General features: G+C 71.0%; 17 protein-coding genes. 8 read left to right on the forward strand and 9 right to left on the reverse strand.

The features are described 5' to 3' along the window. Positions 1–80: 80 nt before the first annotated feature. The 3 genes from serC to AC07EG_RS03720 are packed head-to-tail and all read right to left on the reverse strand — an operon-like array spanning position 81 to position 3744. Positions 81–1208, reverse strand: coding sequence for a phosphoserine transaminase (serC, locus tag AC07EG_RS03710; RefSeq protein ID WP_478251446.1), 1128 nt, complete (start codon positions 1206–1208; stop codon positions 81–83). Positions 1209–1220: 12 nt separating this feature from the next. After that, the gene (locus AC07EG_RS03715; RefSeq protein WP_478251447.1) at positions 1221–2573 is read right to left on the reverse strand and encodes a serine hydrolase domain-containing protein; all 1353 of its coding nucleotides are present in this window, start codon (positions 2571–2573) and stop codon (positions 1221–1223) included. Between the two features lie 4 nt (positions 2574–2577). After that, positions 2578–3744 carry a glycosyltransferase 87 family protein gene (locus AC07EG_RS03720; protein WP_478251448.1) on the reverse strand — a complete coding sequence of 389 codons (1167 nt, stop codon included), beginning with the start codon at positions 3742–3744 and terminating at the stop codon, positions 2578–2580. Between the two features lie 293 nt (positions 3745–4037). Between AC07EG_RS03720 and sepH the strand changes: the two genes are divergently transcribed. Next, the gene (sepH, locus tag AC07EG_RS03725; RefSeq protein ID WP_478251449.1) at positions 4038–4925 is read left to right on the forward strand and encodes a septation protein SepH; all 888 of its coding nucleotides are present in this window, start codon (positions 4038–4040) and stop codon (positions 4923–4925) included. Positions 4926–4927: 2 nt separating this feature from the next. After that, positions 4928–5089 carry a hypothetical protein gene (locus tag AC07EG_RS03730; protein WP_478251450.1) on the forward strand — a complete coding sequence of 54 codons (162 nt, stop codon included), beginning with the start codon at positions 4928–4930 and terminating at the stop codon, positions 5087–5089. 50 nt (positions 5090–5139) lie between these two features. Here AC07EG_RS03730 and AC07EG_RS03735 read toward each other — a convergent pair whose 3' ends face one another. Both AC07EG_RS03735 and AC07EG_RS03740 read right to left on the reverse strand, forming a co-directional pair. Next, positions 5140–5703: a DUF2537 domain-containing protein gene (locus AC07EG_RS03735; protein WP_478251451.1), complete on the reverse strand. Its 564-nt coding sequence runs from the start codon at positions 5701–5703 to the stop codon at positions 5140–5142. Between the two features lie 40 nt (positions 5704–5743). Beyond that, on the reverse strand, positions 5744–6577 hold the full coding sequence (locus AC07EG_RS03740; RefSeq protein WP_478251452.1) for a TrmH family RNA methyltransferase: 834 nt from the start codon (positions 6575–6577) through the stop codon (positions 5744–5746). Between the two features lie 192 nt (positions 6578–6769). Here AC07EG_RS03740 and AC07EG_RS03745 point away from each other — a divergent pair, with 192 nt between their 5' ends. The 5 genes from AC07EG_RS03745 to AC07EG_RS03765 all read left to right on the forward strand — a co-directional run bounded on the left by AC07EG_RS03745 (position 6770) and on the right by AC07EG_RS03765 (position 11281). Continuing rightward, positions 6770–8266, forward strand: coding sequence for a glutamate-cysteine ligase family protein (locus tag AC07EG_RS03745; protein WP_478251453.1), 1497 nt, complete (start codon positions 6770–6772; stop codon positions 8264–8266). A 40-nt stretch (positions 8267–8306) separates the two neighbouring features. Continuing rightward, positions 8307–8909 (forward strand): TetR/AcrR family transcriptional regulator, encoded by a 603-nt coding sequence (locus AC07EG_RS03750; protein ID WP_478251454.1) that lies wholly within the window; start codon positions 8307–8309, stop codon positions 8907–8909. A 72-nt stretch (positions 8910–8981) separates the two neighbouring features. Beyond that, positions 8982–9653, forward strand: a complete 672-nt coding sequence (locus tag AC07EG_RS03755; RefSeq protein ID WP_478251455.1) for a biliverdin-producing heme oxygenase — start codon at positions 8982–8984, stop codon at positions 9651–9653. 168 nt (positions 9654–9821) lie between these two features. Next, positions 9822–10445 (forward strand): superoxide dismutase, encoded by a 624-nt coding sequence (locus tag AC07EG_RS03760; RefSeq protein ID WP_478251456.1) that lies wholly within the window; start codon positions 9822–9824, stop codon positions 10443–10445. An 86-nt stretch (positions 10446–10531) separates the two neighbouring features. Then, positions 10532–11281, forward strand: a complete 750-nt coding sequence (locus AC07EG_RS03765) for an arylamine N-acetyltransferase family protein (RefSeq protein WP_478251457.1) — start codon at positions 10532–10534, stop codon at positions 11279–11281. A 209-nt stretch (positions 11282–11490) separates the two neighbouring features. Here AC07EG_RS03765 and AC07EG_RS03770 read toward each other — a convergent pair whose 3' ends face one another. Genes AC07EG_RS03770 through AC07EG_RS03785 form a run of 4 tightly spaced genes read right to left on the reverse strand, consistent with a single transcriptional unit; the run spans position 11491 to position 15389 of the window. Next, entirely contained in the window at positions 11491–12012 is a 522-nt protein-coding gene (locus AC07EG_RS03770; RefSeq protein WP_478251458.1) for a hypothetical protein, read from the reverse strand. Between the two features lie 56 nt (positions 12013–12068). Further along, positions 12069–13421 carry an MFS transporter gene (locus AC07EG_RS03775; RefSeq protein WP_478251459.1) on the reverse strand — a complete coding sequence of 451 codons (1353 nt, stop codon included), beginning with the start codon at positions 13419–13421 and terminating at the stop codon, positions 12069–12071. A gap of 5 nt (positions 13422–13426) precedes the next feature. Continuing rightward, positions 13427–13858, reverse strand: a complete 432-nt coding sequence (locus tag AC07EG_RS03780) for a MarR family winged helix-turn-helix transcriptional regulator (protein ID WP_478251460.1) — start codon at positions 13856–13858, stop codon at positions 13427–13429. Between the two features lie 37 nt (positions 13859–13895). Continuing rightward, complete coding sequence (locus tag AC07EG_RS03785) at positions 13896–15389, reverse strand: NCS2 family permease (protein ID WP_478251461.1); 1494 nt, start codon at positions 15387–15389, stop codon at positions 13896–13898. Positions 15390–15439: 50 nt separating this feature from the next. Here AC07EG_RS03785 and AC07EG_RS03790 point away from each other — a divergent pair, with 50 nt between their 5' ends. Then, a complete protein-coding gene (locus AC07EG_RS03790; protein ID WP_478251462.1) occupies positions 15440–15727 on the forward strand; it encodes a DUF2530 domain-containing protein in 288 nt (95 codons plus the stop codon). Positions 15728–15822: the final 95 nt, after the last annotated feature.

Below are 15822 nucleotides of genomic sequence, written 5' to 3' on the forward strand. Positions count from 1 at the left end.
AGCCGGTTTCGCTGGGCGCCGAGAGCGACGAAGGGCTCACGGGTGTGGCACGAAAGCCACCCCCGTGAGCCTCCGGCGAATCACGCGAGGCGGTCGACGGTCCATTCGATGGCTTGCGTGAGCTTCGTGATGTCGTCCGGGTCGATGGCCGGGAACATCCCGACGCGCAGCTGGTTCCGCCCCAGTTTCCGGTACGGCTCGACGTCGACGATGCCGTTGGCCCGCAGGACCTTCGCCACCGCGGAGGCGTCCACCTCGTCGGTGAAGTCGACGGTGCCGACGACCTGCGAGCGCAGCGCCGGGTCGGTCACGAACGGGGTGGTGTACGAGGTCTTCTCCGCCCACTGGTACAGCCGGGTGGACGACTCCGCAGTGCGCGACGTGGTCCACTCCAGACCGCCGTTGCCCAGCATCCACTCGATCTGGTCGGCCAGCAGGAACAGCGTGGCCACCGCCGGGGTGTTGTACGTCTGGTCCTTGCGCGAGTTGTCCAGCGCCGTGGGCAGCGACAGGAACTCCGGCACCCACCGGTCCGAGCCGCCGATTTCGCCGACCCGCTCGATCGCGGCCGGCGACATCAGGGCGAGCCAGAGGCCGCCGTCGGAGGCGAAGGACTTCTGCGGGGCGAAGTAGTAGACGTCGAAGTCCTCGGCCTTGACCGGCAGCCCACCGGCACCCGAGGTGGCGTCGACCGCGATCAGGGCGCCGTCGCTGCCCTCCGGGCGGCGCACCGGCACGGCGACGCCGGTCGAGGTCTCGTTGTGCGCCCAGCCGACCAGGTCCGCCCCGGCCTGGTAGGCGATCTCCGGCGCGGTGCCCGGGTCGGACTTGACCACGATCGGGTCGGCCAGGAACGGCGCGCCCTTGGTCACCGTGGCGAACTTCGAGGAGAACTCGCCGTAGGTGAAGTGCAACGCGCGCTCGCGGACCAGGCCGAAGGCGGCCGCGTCCCAGAACGCCGTGGTACCGCCGTTGCCCAGCACCACCTCGTAGCCCTCGGGCAGCGAGAACAGCTCGCCCAGCCCCGCGCGCACCCGGCCGACCAGTGACTTGACCGGCTTCTGGCGGTGGGAGGTGCCCATCAGCGCCGCCCCGGCGGAGGCCAGGTTGGCCAGCTGCTCGGTGCGCACCTTGGACGGTCCGCAACCGAAGCGGCCGTCAGCGGGCTTGAGGTCTTCCGGAATGGTCAACGCTGCGACGTCGGTCATGTGCGCAGTCTCTCACTCGATCCGCCAGCCACGCGGGTCCACCCCGCCGGGCACCGGAGCCGCCGCGTCGTACGGGGTACGGGTGAACACGAAGGTGTTGACGTCGAGGTGGGTGACGGTGCCGTCGTCCCCCTTCCCCACCCGCAGCGTCTCACCGGCGTAGTACCCGTCGAGGCCGACCCAGGTGCCGTCCGGCTGCGGGCGGAACCGCGACGCGCGACCGGCCCCGTTCGCCGGGCTCAGGTCCAGCCAGCCACCGGGCAGCACGCGCAGGTGGTACGGGCTCGGCCCCCAGTGCCAGAGCCCGGTCAGCGCCAGCAGCTCGGGCGCCACCTCGGACGGGCGCCACTCGGCGGGCAGCTTCGGCTCGTACTCGTCGGCGATGGCGATCAGGTCCAGCGCCACCGACATGATCGACAGGCCCGCCGTCGAGTTCGCCAGCGCCAGCGCACCCGTCTGGGTGGCCGGGTCGATCAACGCGACGGCCAGGAAGCCCGGCATGGAACCGGTGTGCCCGGCCAGCCGCCGCCCGTTGTGCCGCAGCACCTGGAACCCGAGGCCGTAGCCGGAGCTCCAGGCGTCACCGTCGTCGACGGTGGCCATCTCCCGCATCTCGGCGACGGTCTCCGGCCGCAGCACCTCACCGGTGCGCCCGCCGACGAACGCCGTCCAGGTGGCCAGGTCGCGCACGGTGGACCAGAGCTGACCGGCGGGCGCCATCGCCCCGGCGTCCGGCGACGGCTCGGGCAGCAGCACGTCGGCGAACGGGTGCACGGCCCAGCCCTCGGCGTGCTTGCCCTCGGGGTGGGGGGTGGTCCTGGTCATGCCGAGCGGGGTGAGGATGCCGGTGCGCAGGGCGTCCAGCCAGCTGGTGCCGCGCAACCGGGCGATCAGCTCGCCGAGCAGGCCGTACCCGACGTTGGAGTAGTGGAACCGGGCGCCGGGGCGCAGCTTGATCTGCTCGGCGCCGAGGCTGGCGTCGAGCGCGGCGAAATCGGCACCCGGGCTGCGCTCCCACCACGAACCGGGTGATTCGGCGGTGACGCCGCCGGTGTGCGAGAGCAGCTGCGCGATGGTCTGGCCGCCGAGCGCGGTGCCCGGCACGTGCTTGTCCAGCGCGTCGGTCAGGTCGAGCTTGCCCTCGTCCCGCAGGCGCAGCACCTCGGTGGCCACGATCGACTTGGTGATCGAGCCGAGGCGGTACTGGGTGTCCTCGTCCGGCGCCTGGTCACCGACCGCGCCCCGCGCCCCCGACCAGGCGATCTCGCCGTCGCGGACGACGGCCGCGACCAGGGAGGGCGCGCGATTGACGGCCTGCTCCGTGGCGATGCGGCGCAGGAGGGCGAACTCGGTGGTTGGCAGCATGCCGTCATTCTGCCCGCGCGGTCCGACAACTTCGAGCCACGTGCGCGACCGCGGCCAGCAGCAGCGCGCCGACCAGCACGTAGCTCTCCCGCAGCGGCCACACGTCCCGGTGATTCCACAAAGGACTGTCCACGAACACGTACACCGACAGCGCGGCCACCGCCAGCAGCACCGCCCGGCGCACGCGGTCGGCGTCCCGCACCGCCAGCAGCACCAGCAGGCCGACGATCGGGCCGCTCCACACCCAGTGGTGCGTCCAGGACACCGGCGACACCAGCAGCGCACCCAGCGCGCACGCCGACATCGCGAGCACCCGTCGACCACCGGCCAGGGCCCGCCGCACCACCAGCGCGGTCAGCGCCAGCACCACGACCACCGCGACCGCCCAGACCACCGTCTGCGTGCCCGCGCCGAAGCCGAAGCGCGCGACCACGCCGCGCAGCGACTGGTTGCCGATGTACCCCGGGTCCCCGATCCGCTCCCCGGCGAACACCAGTTCCGTCCAGTAGTGCACCGAGGCCGACGGCGAGACCAGCCAGGCGGCCAGCGCGCACCCGGCGAACGCCACCGCCGCCCGCGCGGTCGCCCTGAAGTCCCTCTCCAGCAGGAACACCAGCACGAACGCGGCCGGGGTCAGCTTGACCGCCGCGGCCACGCCGAGCAGCACCCCCCGTGACCGGCGGGTGGCCAGCAGGTCGACCGCGACCAGCAGCATCAGCACCAGGTTGACCTGGCCGAAGCCGAGCGTGGCGCGCACCGGCTCGCTGAGCAGCGCGACCGCCTGCACGGCCAGCGCGGCGGCGCCGGCGGCGAGCAGCTTCGGCTGGTACTCGGCGAGCGAGAAGGCGATCACCACGCCGAGCGCGAGCACCCCGACCACGGTGAGCGCCACCAGCGCCACGTCCAGCGGGACCACCAGCAGCGGCGCGAAGGCGATGGCGGCGAACGGCGGGTAGGTGAACGGCAGCCAGGTGCCGTTGCGGGTGGGCGGCAGCGGGCCGTACGGATCACCGCTGGTGAAGAAGGCCTCCGCGCCGATCCGGTAGACGTCCAGGTCGAGCCCGTCCAGCCGCTTCCACACCAGCACCACGGCCAGCAGCACCAGTTCGACGGCCACCAGCGCGGCCAGCGTGCGGCGGCTCGGGTGCCCGGCTTCGATCCTGCGCGTCACCCGGACATCCAACACGAGCCGCCGCCCGCTCGGGCCCCCGGCTGGTGGCCGGGGTCTGGTTACCGGAGTCGAGATGAGCGATCACTCCGCGTGTCGGCGAGCGAAGGCGGCCGGACTTCGGCAAGATCAGCGGAAGAAGTCGAACGGATGGGTTGAGCATCGGCGCGCCTACCGCGTCAAGCCGACGCGCCGAAGTAGCCTGGACACCCACACGAGTGTTCCTCGTGCTGGACAGGACTGGCGGATTTCGGCCACGGTTTGACGGAGTGGAGAGCGGCGAGGAGGCGAGGAAGGTGCGAGCGCTGAGGGTGGTCGGGCTGCACGAGGACGGCCGGTCCATCGTGTGCGAAGACACGGCCCGCGGTGAGCGCTTCCTGCTGCCCGCCGACGAGCGCCTGCGGGCGGCTGCCCGCGGTGACATCACGCGACTGGGGCAGATCGAAATCGAGCTGGAGAGCCAGATGCGTCCACGCGAGATCCAGGCCAGGATCCGGGCCGGGGAATCCGTCGAACAGGTAGCCAACAGCGGGGGCATCCCGGTGGCGCGGGTGGAGCGGTTCGCCTACCCGGTGCTGCTGGAGCGCTCGCGCACGGCGGAGATGGCGCAGGCGGCGCACCCGGTGCGCGAGGACGGCCCGGACGTGCAGACCCTCGGTGAGGTGGTGTCGTACGCGTTCGGCGTGTTCGGCCAGGACTACACCGGCGCCAGCTGGGACTCGTGGAAGGGCGAGGACGGCAAGTGGGTGGTCGGCCTGAACTGGCAGACCGGCCGCTCGGACAACCGGGCGCACTGGTGCTTCGCACCGGGTGCGCACGGCGGCACCGTCACCGCGCTGGACGAGAACGCCCAGGCGCTGATGGACCCGAACGCCTACCGCTCGCTGCGCGCGGTGGACGCCCTCGGCAAGCCCCCGGCCCCCGCTCCGGCCGCGCCCGCGGCCGTGGAGGAGGAGCGGGAGCCCGTCGCGGCCACCTCCGAGGAGGAGACCGCAGCCGAACCACCGGTCGTCGAAGAGGCCGTCGCGGGCGACGGTGGGCTGGCGCTGCCCGGGGTCGAGGAGCAGGTGGAGGCCGCCAGATCCGCCCCAGCCACCCCGCGCCCGGCCAAGGGCAAGAAGGCGCGCCCGGCCGTGCCCGCCTGGGAAGACGTCCTGCTGGGCGTGCGCTCCTCGCGCGGCTAGCGTTGACCGATCCCGAAGACGCCCCACTGGACCCCGCCGCCGACGGCCCCGTCGGCGGCGGCTACACCGGCGGCATCCGAGATCTGGTGACCCCAGAAGAGGACCGAGAAGACGAAGAAGAAGACGATCGGGCCACCAACGACCAGGGCGAAAACGACCGCTGATTCCCAGCCGCCGTCACAACGAAACTTCGGGGTGGTGCTCCCCAAGCACTTCACCCAAGAACCACCGCCACCACCCCGATCCACGAAAACGCCAGCCCCCCAGCCGCCCCCAGCACGACCCACCGCAGGATCGGCAGCTTCCGCCCCAACCACAACGACGGCGCCAACCCCGCGGTGACCAGCACCGCCGCGGCAAAAGCCAGCAACCCACTGGTTTCCGCCGCCAGTGTCCGCGCCAGCGCGAGCATCGCGACAAAAACCACGACCGCCACAAAAGCCGCCACCGTCAACCCCGTCGCCCAGGGTGTCGGCTCCGGTGGCCGGGGCGGTTTCCGGACCGGCGCTTCCGGAGGAGTTATCACCGAACCGGCGTCGGTCACCGGGTCGATGTAGTAGACCGGGGTGCCCATCACCTCCGCCACCCGCCCGGCCAGTTGCCGCCCGCGCTGCGAGACCACCGCCGCGGCCTCCCGGTCGGCGGTCGAGCGGCGGACGGCGGCGGCGACCCTGGCCCACTCGTGCAGCGCGTCGGCGAGGTCGGCGCCGATCGCCACGTGGTGCGGATCGACCTCCTCGCCCAGCACCGCGCGTTCGCCAAGGACCCGCAACTCCACCCGCCAGCCTCCCGATCTCCGTCCAGCCCCTGGCCCAAACCTACCGAGCGCCACCGAGTTCGTAGAACGCGACGGCGGCGGCGGTGGCCACGTTGAGCGAGTCGACGCCGCCCGCCATCGGGATCCGCACCGCCAGGTCCGCCGCGGCCAGCGCGGCCGCGGTCAGCCCCGGCCCCTCGGAGCCGACCAGCACCGCCACCCGCTCACCCGCCGAAGCCCGCAGCTCACGCAGGTCCACCGCATCCGGCCGCGGGGTCAGCGCGGCGACGCGGAACCCGTGCGCGCGCAGCAGGCCGAGCCCGTCCGGCCACGGTTCCAGCCGCGCGAACGGCACCCGCAGCACGTTGCCCATCGACACCCGGACGCTGCGGCGGTACAGCGGATCCGCGCAGCCCGGCCCGAGCAGCACCCCGTCGATGCCGAGCGCGGCGGCGTTGCGGAACAGCGAGCCCAGGTTCTCGTGGTCGCCGACGCCTTCGAGCACGGCCAGGGTCCGCGCCGCCGCGACGAGTTCCCGCGCGTCCGGCTGCGGTGCCCGGTCGGCGACCGCGAGCACCCCGCGGTTGAGGTGGAAACCCACCACGTCGGCCATCGTCTGCGCGGGTGTGATGTACACCGGCGCGTCCACCGGCGCCAGATCCGCGGTCAACTCCTCGATTCGGCGCTGAACACCGAGCAACGCCCGCACCGGGTACGCCGAAGCCAGCAGCCGGCGCACCACGACGGTGCCTTCGGCGATCACAAAACCCCTGCCGCCGGGCCGATCCGGGCGCCGATCCGCGGTGGAGAGGTTTCGGAAATCGTCCAATCGGGGATCTGCCGGGTCATGAAGGTGAATGGTGTGGGCCACCCGCCGAGTCTGCCATCCGGTCATCGGACGACCCGGTGGGCCGAACGACAGCTCGTGGTCTAGTGCAAACGGATGATTATCGCGGATAGTTAAGGAAAGGTAACTCACAGCACCAGTTTGGGCCTAGCTCATCTGTAGGAGCTGTGCAACGGTTGCCGCCGGGCCTGGCATTCACACGCACTCGGGCGGCCTCGGCCGGAAAGAACAGGGATGGGCATGGGCAAGGACGTGTCAGCGGACCCGTTCAATCCGCGTGATCGCGGGCGCTACCGGCGCAAGGTCCAGCGTTGCTTGGACACGCTCGCGCGAATGCTCTCGGACGGGAGCTTTTCCTTTCCCCGCAAGCACATCGGCCTCGAGGTCGAGCTGAACCTGGTGGACGGGAAGATGCGGCCGGCGATGACGAACGCCGCGGTGCTGGAGGCGCTGGACGACCCGTCGTTCACCACCGAACTCGGGCAGCACAACATCGAGCTGAACGTGCCGCCGCGCCTGCTGGCCGGGGATTCCGCGCTGGAACTGGAAGACGAGCTGCGCTCCTACCTCGGCCGGGCCGCGGCGAAGGCCCGCGAGAAGGAGTCGCACCTGGCGCCGATCGGCATCCTGCCGACGCTGACGCACGACCACTTCGACGAGAAGTGGCTCACCCCGAGCGCCAGGTACTCCCTGCTGAACGATCAGATCTTCGCCGCCCGCGGGGAGCAGATCGTGCTGGCGATGGAGGGTTCGGCGTTGCCCGGACAGCAGGCCGAACGCCTGCGCAGCTACGCCGAATCGATCCTGCCCGAGGCCGCGTGCACCTCGGTCCAGCTGCACCTGCAGGTGGCGCCGGAGGAGTTCGCCCCGCACTGGAACGCCGCGCAGTGCCTGGCCGGGGTGCAGGTGGCGCTCGGCGCGAACTCGCCGTTCCTGCTGGGCAAGGCGCTCTGGCACGAGACCCGCATCCCGTTGTTCCTGCAGGCCACCGACACGCGGCCGGAGGAGCTGAAGAACCAGGGCGTGCGGCCGCGGGTCTGGTTCGGCGAGCGCTGGATCAACTCGATCTTCGACCTGTTCGAGGAGAACGTCCGCTACTTCCCCGGGCTGCTGCCGGAAACCGACGCCGAGGACCCGATGGAGGCGCTGGAGTCCGGACAGGCGCCGAAGCTGACCGAGTTGCGGCTGCACAACGGCACGGTGTGGCGCTGGAACCGGCCGGTCTACGACGTGGTCGACGGAAAACCCCACCTGCGGGTGGAGAACCGGGTGCTGCCCGCCGGGCCGACGGTGCTCGACACGATGGCCAACGCGGCGTTCTTCTACGGCGCCCAGCGCGCACTGGCCGAGGCCGAACGCCCGATCTGGACGCAGATGTCCTTCCAGGCCGCCGAGGAGAACCTGTACGCGGGCGCCCGCAGCGGCTTCGACGCGCAGCTGTACTGGCCGGGCATCGGCTGGATCCCGCCGGACGAACTGGTGCTGCGCGTGCTGCTCCCGCTCGCGCACGACGGGCTGCGGCAGTCCGAAGTGTCCGATGTGGCCAGAGAGCGCTACCTCGGCATCATCGAGCAGCGCTGCCTGACCCGCCGGACCGGCGCCACCTGGCAGCGCGAGCAGGTGCAGCGGGCCCAGGCGCGCGGCGCCGACCGGGAGACCGCGCTGGCCGGCATGCTGGCCCGCTACCTCGACCTGGCGCAGACCGAGGAACCGGTGCACACGTGGCCCGTGGACTAGCCGCCGTCGCGATAAACTGATCCGCACCAGGGAGGTGCGGATGCCCAAGATCATCGGTGGCTCGCTGACCGCCCACCGCGAGCAGGTGCGCGCGCGGGTGTTCACCGCCCTGCGCAACCAGCTCTACGAGCGCGGCTTCGACGCCATCACGCTGGCCGGGGTGGCCGCCGAGGCCGAACTGGGCCGCACCGCGATGTACAACCACTTCCCGGACAAGGAAAGCCTGCTGGTCGCCTTCGTCGAGGAGGAGGCGGCGCAGTACGTGCGGCGCCTGGCGGCCGCGGTGGACGCGGCCGGTGACCCGGTGGACCAGCTGGCCGTGTTCGTCCGGCTGCAGCTGCGTGCGCTGGCCGAGTACCACCTGCCGCCCGGCAGCGCGCTGGCCACCACGCTCGGCCCGGCCTCCTACCGCCGCATCGCCGCGCACGCCGACCCGATCACCGACCGGCTGCGCACCATCCTCACCGACGGCATGGCGGCGGGCAGGCTGCCGGAGGAGGACCCGGACCTGCTCATCCCGATGATCACCTCCGCGCTGGCCAGCCGCCAGGTCATCGACGTGCCGCCCGAGCAGCTGGACGCCGCGATCGCCGGGGCGGTGCGGTTCATCCTGCGCGCGGTGGGGGTCAAAACCAGCAAGTAAGGGTCGCCTTACCGACCAACATCGTCTAGGCTCTTTCTGACAGGTTGTCAGATCGTCAGGAGGGCGTGTCCGATGGCTGCACCGGTGACCGAGGAGCTGGCCCTGCGCCCGTTCTCCGAATCCCTCCGCCACTCGACCAAGGCCGTGCACGAGCGCGCGCACCACTCCAGCTACATGGACGCGCTGCTCAGCGGGTCGCTGAGCCTGGCGGGCTACGGCCTGCTCGCGGCCCAGTACTACTTCATCTACCGCGCGCTGGAGCGGGTCACCGACGCCATGGTGGGCGACCCGGTGGGCGGCGACTTCGTCATCGACGAGCTGCGGCGGCTGCCCGCGCTCGAAGCCGACCTGGCCTTCCTGATCGGCGACGACTGGGCCAACCGGATCGAACCGGTCCCGGCCACCGAGACCTACGTCACCCGGCTCGGCCGGATGACCGACTGGCCCGGCGGGTACGTGGCCCACCACTACACGCGTTACCTCGGCGACCTCGCCGGTGGCCAGGTGGTGCGCGCGCTGCTGAAGAAGACCTACGACGTCACCGGCCCCGGCGCGCTGTTCTACGACTTCGAGCGCGCGGGCAGCCCGAGCGCCTTCCGCAAGCGCTACCGCGCCCTGCTCGACGCGGCGCCGTGGGGCGTCGACGAGCGGCGGCGGATCATCGACGAGACGCTGCTGGCCTTCGAACTCAACATCGCCGTGCTCGCCGACCTGGCCGAATCGACCGGTCTGGAGTCAGCCTGATCACAGTGCGTTGACCTCCACCTAGCTGGAGGTAGGACGGTGGTCGGCGAAAGGCGCTGCCACCGGAGCGGCGTTGTCCCAGCGGACGGCCCCAGCTCGCCCCGACCTGGTGAATGGCACTAGGTTTGACAGCGCAAGACACCTGCGTCGAACACAGAAGGAGGGCCGATGGCCCGCTACGAACTTCCCGACCTCGACTACGACTACGGCGCCCTCGCCCCGCACATCTCCGGCGAGATCAACGAGCTGCACCACAGCAAGCACCACGCGACCTACGTCAAGGGCGCGAACGACACGCTGGACAAGCTCGCGGCCGCCCGTGAAGCCGACGACTTCGGCTCCATCGTCGGGCTCGAGACCACGCTGGCCTTCAACCTGGCGGGCCACGCCAACCACGTGGTCTGGTGGAAGATCCTGTCGCCGGAAGGCGGCGACAAGCCGACCGGCGAGCTGGCCGCCGCGATCGACGAGGCGTTCGGCTCGTTCGACAAGTTCAAGGCGCAGTTCACCGCCGTGTCCACCACCATCCAGGGCAACGGCTGGGGCGCGCTCTCCTGGGACCCGATCGGCAAGACGCTGATCACCCAGCAGCTGCGGGACCACCACAACAACCTGATCCTGCCGACCACGCCGATCCTGCTGGTCGACGTCTGGGAGCACGCGTTCTACCTGGACTACAAGAACGTGAAGCCGGACTACGTCAAGGCGCTGTGGAACGTGTTCAACTGGGCCGAGATCAGCAAGCGGTTCGACAACGCCGTGGCCGGCGGCAACGGCCTGCTGCTCTCCTGAGCGACCGCTCGACGACAACGGGGCTCTCCACCGGAGGGCCCCGTTCTTGTTGACCCGCCCCGGGCCGGAGCGGGCAGGCTGGGCGCATGGACGCCTACCTGAGACGGATCGGCCTGACCGAGCGCCCCGCCGCCGACCTGGCCGGCCTGCGCCTGCTGCAGCGCGCGCACCTGGCCACCGTGCCGTTCGAGAACCTCGACATCCACCTCGGCGTGCCGATCACGCTGACCGAAGAGTCCGTTGTGGACAAGATCGTGCACCGCCACCGCGGCGGCATCTGCTACGAGCTGAACGGCGCCTTCGCCCTGCTCCTGCGGGACCTCGGCTTCGAGGTGACCCTGCTCGGCGCGGCCACCTTCACCGCGGACGGCGACCTGTACCCGAAGCTGGCGCATCTGGCGCTGCGGGTGGACCTGGCCGAGCCGTGGCTGGTGGACGTCGGTTTCGGGCGGTTCGCCAGAGAGCCGCTGCGCCTGTGCGAACCCGGCGAGCAGCACGACGACGACGGGGTGTTCTCGGTGACCGCGTTGCCGACCGGGCAGTTCGACGTCCGGCACGACGGCACCCCCGTCTACCGCGCCGACCCGCTGCCGCTGCGGCTCGCCGACCTGGGGCCGAGCTGCTACTGGACCACCACTTCGCCGGAGTCGGCGTTCACCCGGCAGCCGAACTGCTCCCTGCGCACGGACGCCGGCCGGTTCACCCTTTCCGGTGATCGGCTGATCCGCACCCTCGACGGGGTGCGCACCGAGGAGACACTGGAGGACGACACCGCGATCCTGGCCGAGTACCGGACCCGGTTCGGCGTCGAGCTGGACCGGGTACCCCGGGCGTGAACGAGGCCCTGCTCCCGGGGTTCCCGGTCACAGGGCCTCGCTCGTTCCCGAACTGACTGCCGCTCCCACCACGAAGCGGACGTGCATGAGGTTAGCCTAACCTGATTCGTCGGCGCAAGGGTCGGTTCCAAGTGGCGGAGCCGCTTGCCGTGGGCCGCCAGCCCGCACCGCTACCCGCACCGCCACGCAGGACACCTCCCGAGCACCCCCTAGTTCGAGTTGCCCGGCTTCCAGCCGAGGTAGTTGGCGAAGTAGCCCTGGCGGGCGTGGCCGATCTTGCCGTTGACGCTGGTGGCCCAGACTCCACCGCTGCCGTCGGCCAAGCCCACGTGTCCGTACTGCGAGATGTTCCAGAAGACGAAGGCGCCGCGCGGCGGGGTGCCGGTGGTGCGCCGGACGCCGTCGGAGGAGCGCCAGTGCGCGATCGCGCTCGCGTGGTGCGTGCTGCGGTTCCAGGCCAGGCGCACCGCGCGCTCGCAGTAGCCCTGGTAGGCGGTGCTGCCCTCGCGGTTCTTGAACCAGTTGATCGCGCCGTTGGCGGTCTGGGCCGCCTCGAAGCCGCCGTCGGCTTCCGGGCCGAGCAGGGCGGTCGGGTCGGCGATGTCGGCCGCGGTGATCTCGCTGTACAGGTCGGCGGGCACCTGCTCGGCCGAAGCCGTCACCGTGCCGGTGGTCGCGAAGGCCAGCGCGGCGGCGAAGACCACCGCCCGGCCGAACTTGCTGAGCTGCATGTTTCCTCCTGGTCCTGGGGGTCGGGAGGAGCAAACAGCCCGGCGCTACGCGTTCGCTAAGCGCGCCGGTCCAGCACCCGCAGTCCGGGGAACCGGCGCCGGGGCAGGCTGACCCCGCCCCGGCGGATCAGGATCACCGCGCAGACCACCGCGGCCAGCGCCGACACCGCGCCCCCGATGACGAACGGCGACCGCCCGCCGAACGCCTCGGCCAGCCAGCCGGTCATCGGCGCGCCGATCGGGTTGCCGCCGACCAGCACCAGCACGTACAACCCCATCACCCGGCCCCGCATCTGCGGGCTGACCGCGGTCTGCACCAGCGCGTTCGCCGTGTTCAGGAAGGTGATGGTGGCGTACCCGAGCGGGATCAGCGCGATGCCGAAGGCGAGGTAGGTGGGCATGTACCCGGTGGCGACCTCCAGCAGGCCGAGCGCCAGCGCGGAGAGCAGCAGCACCCGCACACGCGGGCGCCCGCGTGATCCCCGGCGCGCCGACATCAGCGCCCCGGTGAAGGTGCCGACGGCCAGCAGCGTGGACAGCAGGCCGTACCCGTCGGCCTCGGTGCCGAACACGTTCGCGGCCACGATCGCCAGCGAGGTGAAGAAGGTGATGCCGAAGGTGCTGACGAAGAAGACCAGCACCATCACCGTCATCAGGTCGGACCGCCGCCGCACGTAACGCAGGCCCTCGCGCAACTGCCCCTTGGCGCGCTCCACGCGGGGGCCGCGGAACAGCTTGTCCGGGTTCATCAGCAGCAGGCCGGCGAGCACGGCCAGCGTGCTCACCGCGTTCGCCAGGAACAGCCAGCCGGTGCCGACCCAGACGATGACAAAACCGGCGATGGCGGGCCCGACGATGCGCGCCATGTTGAAGATCGTGGAGTTCAGCGCGACCGCGTTGGCCACCTGCTCGCGCCCGACCATCTCGGCCACGAACGACTGCCTGGTCGGCACCTCGATCGCGGCCACGCAGCCGAGCACGAAGCACAGCACGAACACGTGCCACATCTCGACCACACCGGTGACGTCCAGGATGCCGAGCACCAGCGCCTGCGTGCCGGCCACGGCCTGCACGCCGATCAGCAGCTTGCGCTTGTCGGCGCGGTCGGCGAGCACCCCGGCCCACAGCGAGAGGAACAGGATCGGCACGAACTGCAGGCCGACCGCGATGCCGAGGGCGACCGGGTTGTTGCCGCTGAGGGTGAACACCAGCCAGTCCTGGGCGATGCGCTGCATCCAGGTGCCGATGTTGGAGATCACCTGGCCGGTGAAGAACAGCCGGTAGTTGCGGACCTTCAGCGAGCTGAACGTGCCCGCCCGCTTCGGCGGGGGCGCGGGAAGGGGAACCGCTTCCCGGGTAGCTGTCGTCGTGGGAGTGGACTCGGCTTCGCTACCCAGGTTCCTCGGCACCGCTGTTAGTTCCCCGCCATCCTGTCGATGATCTCGGCGGCTTCGGAGAGCACCGCGCGCTCCTCGCCGCTCAGTTCGGCCAACTGCGCGTCCAGCCAGGCTTCCCGCGCGGAGATGGTCTGCCGGATGTAGGCCAGCCCGGTCTCCGACAACTCCACGATGGCCTGCCTGCCATCGGTGGGGTGCGGCCGCCGTTCGACGTACCCCAGCTCCTCCAGCGCCGCGATCACCCTGGTCATCGACGGGGGCTGCACGCCCTCCTTGGCCGCCAACTGCCCGGGGGTCAGCGCCCCGCACTTGTGCAGCGTGGACAGCGCCGAGATCTGGGTGAGCGAGATCGTCTCGGACGCGCTCTGTGCCCGCAGCCGCCGGTTCAACCGGACGACGGACAGCCGCAGCCTGCTCGCGAGCGAGCGGTCCTGCGCACTGTCGGGCATATAGTTAGCATACCTCACGATCGCAAGCCGACCGTGGTCAGCCCAGGGCGGCCCGGATCGGCCCGAGCGCGAAGTAGACCACGAAGGCCACCGCGACCACCCACATCAGCGGGTGCACCCGGCGGGCCCGGCCGGTGGCGGCCTGGATGAGCACGTAGCTGACGAAACCGGCGCCGATGCCGTTGGCGATCGAGTAGGTGAACGGCATCACCACGATGGTCAGGAACGCGGGCAGCGCGATGGAGAAGTCGCCGAAGTCGATCTCGGTGACCTGCCGGATCATCAGCGCGCCGACGATCACCAGCGCGGGCGCGGCGGCCTCCACCGGCACCACCTCGTACAGCGGGGTGAGGAACATGGCGACCAGGAACAGCAGGCCGGTGACCACGTTCGCCAGCCCGGTCCGCGCGCCCTCGGCGATGCCGGAGGCCGACTCCACGAAGACGGTGTTGGAACTGGACGAGGCCGCGCCACCGGCGATGGCCGCGGCGCTGTCGACGAACAGCGCCTTGCCGACGTTCGGCAGCTGCCCGTCCTTGTCGATCAGCCCGGCTTCCTTGCCCAGGCCGGTCATCGTGCCGATGGTGTCGAAGAAGTCGGTCAGCACCAGGGTGAACACCAGCAGCGCGGCGGAGATCGCCGGGATCTGCACCCAGGCGCCGAAGTCGAACTCGCCGACCAGGGAGAGGTCCGGCACGCCGAGCACGTTGTCCGGCAGGCCCGGGTAACCGAGGTTCCAGCCACGCGGATTGGTGCCCGCCGACGGCCCGGCGTCGACGATCGCCTCCAGCGCGATGGAGACGACGGTGGCGGTCAGCACCCCGATCAGGATGGCGCCACGCACGTTCCTGGCCACCAGGATGCCGGTGAACACCAGGCCGAAGACGAAGACCGCGGTCGGCCAGGAGGCGATCGAGCCGTCGATGCCGAGGCCGACCGGCACCGTGGTCTTCGCCTCGTCCGGCACCCGGCGCACGAACCCGGCGTCGACCAGGCCGATCAGGCAGATGAACAGGCCGATGCCGACCGCGATGGCGGCCTTGAGCGGGGCCGGCACGGCGTTGAACACCATCGTGCGCACACCGGTGACCACCAGCAGCAGCACCACCAGGCCGTTGACCACCACCAGGCCCATCGCCGCCTGCCAGCTCATCTGCGGTGCGATGGTGACCGCGACCAGCGAGTTCACCCCGAGCCCGGTGGCGATGGCGAACGGGTAGTTCGCCACCAGTCCGAAGAGGATGGTCATCACCCCGGCCACCAGTGCGGTGACCGCGGCGACCTGGCCGACCGGCAGGATGTTGCCGAAGGCGTCCTTGTGCGCGCCCGCGTCGTCGGCGGAGAAGCTGCCGAGGATCAGCGGGTTGAGCACCACGATGTAGGCCATCGTGACGAAGGTGACCACACCACCGCGGATCTCCCGCCCGGTCGTGGACCCGCGTTCACTGATCTTGAAGAAGCTGTCGAGCCTGCCCGCCCGTCGCCCGCCGCCTCCCTCAACGGAGCGCTCCGCGCCAGTGCTGTCTTTCATCCGGTTTCCCTGCCTCCGCCGTGGTGCTGACGCCGGGTACCCTGCCTGACGTGGCCGACGCGATCAATTCCGGAGTGGTGAAGAGCGGGTTTCAGCACACTCCGGAGCTACCGGAGCGCTGGACCGCGCTCTGGCCGGTGGTGGTCGCCGGGACGGGCCTGTGGGCGCTGGCCTTCCTCGTGCTGCTGGTGTTCAAACTGGTGAACGGCAGCGGCTCGGACGTGTGGCTGTGGACCTGCGTGGCCGGCGTCGGCCTCGGTTTCGTCGGCCTCGGCATCATGACCTGGCAACGCTCCGCCTACCGGCGGGGCTCGAAAGCCGCCCAGCGCGCCGGTTGAGCCGCTGCGTGCCTGGCAAGTCCTGCTGCCCGGCGTGACCGCGACGGACAGCGAGTCGCGGCGTGGGTGATCCAGCGGCCGGCGCCCGTGCTCGG

It is taken from the genome of Amycolatopsis sp. NPDC045836, assembly GCF_056431745.1.

What these genes read in the sequence shown, in the direction of transcription:
- AC07EG_RS03765 (WP_478251457.1), top strand. Translation starts at nt 10,532, where the DNA reads ATGGACGCCTACCTGAGACGGATCGGCCTGACCGAGCGCCCCGCCGCC.
- AC07EG_RS03770 (WP_478251458.1), bottom strand. Translation starts at nt 12,012, where the DNA reads ATGCAGCTCAGCAAGTTCGGCCGGGCGGTGGTCTTCGCCGCCGCGCTG.
- serC (WP_478251446.1), bottom strand. Translation starts at nt 1,208, where the DNA reads ATGACCGACGTCGCAGCGTTGACCATTCCGGAAGACCTCAAGCCCGCT.
- AC07EG_RS03745 (WP_478251453.1), top strand. Translation starts at nt 6,770, where the DNA reads ATGGGCAAGGACGTGTCAGCGGACCCGTTCAATCCGCGTGATCGCGGG.
- AC07EG_RS03780 (WP_478251460.1), bottom strand. Translation starts at nt 13,858, where the DNA reads ATGCCCGACAGTGCGCAGGACCGCTCGCTCGCGAGCAGGCTGCGGCTG.
- AC07EG_RS03715 (WP_478251447.1), bottom strand. Translation starts at nt 2,573, where the DNA reads ATGCTGCCAACCACCGAGTTCGCCCTCCTGCGCCGCATCGCCACGGAG.
- AC07EG_RS03760 (WP_478251456.1), top strand. Translation starts at nt 9,822, where the DNA reads ATGGCCCGCTACGAACTTCCCGACCTCGACTACGACTACGGCGCCCTC.
- AC07EG_RS03755 (WP_478251455.1), top strand. Translation starts at nt 8,982, where the DNA reads ATGGCTGCACCGGTGACCGAGGAGCTGGCCCTGCGCCCGTTCTCCGAA.
- AC07EG_RS03750 (WP_478251454.1), top strand. Translation starts at nt 8,307, where the DNA reads ATGCCCAAGATCATCGGTGGCTCGCTGACCGCCCACCGCGAGCAGGTG.
- AC07EG_RS03740 (WP_478251452.1), bottom strand. Translation starts at nt 6,577, where the DNA reads ATGACCGGATGGCAGACTCGGCGGGTGGCCCACACCATTCACCTTCAT.
- AC07EG_RS03785 (WP_478251461.1), bottom strand. Translation starts at nt 15,389, where the DNA reads ATGAAAGACAGCACTGGCGCGGAGCGCTCCGTTGAGGGAGGCGGCGGG.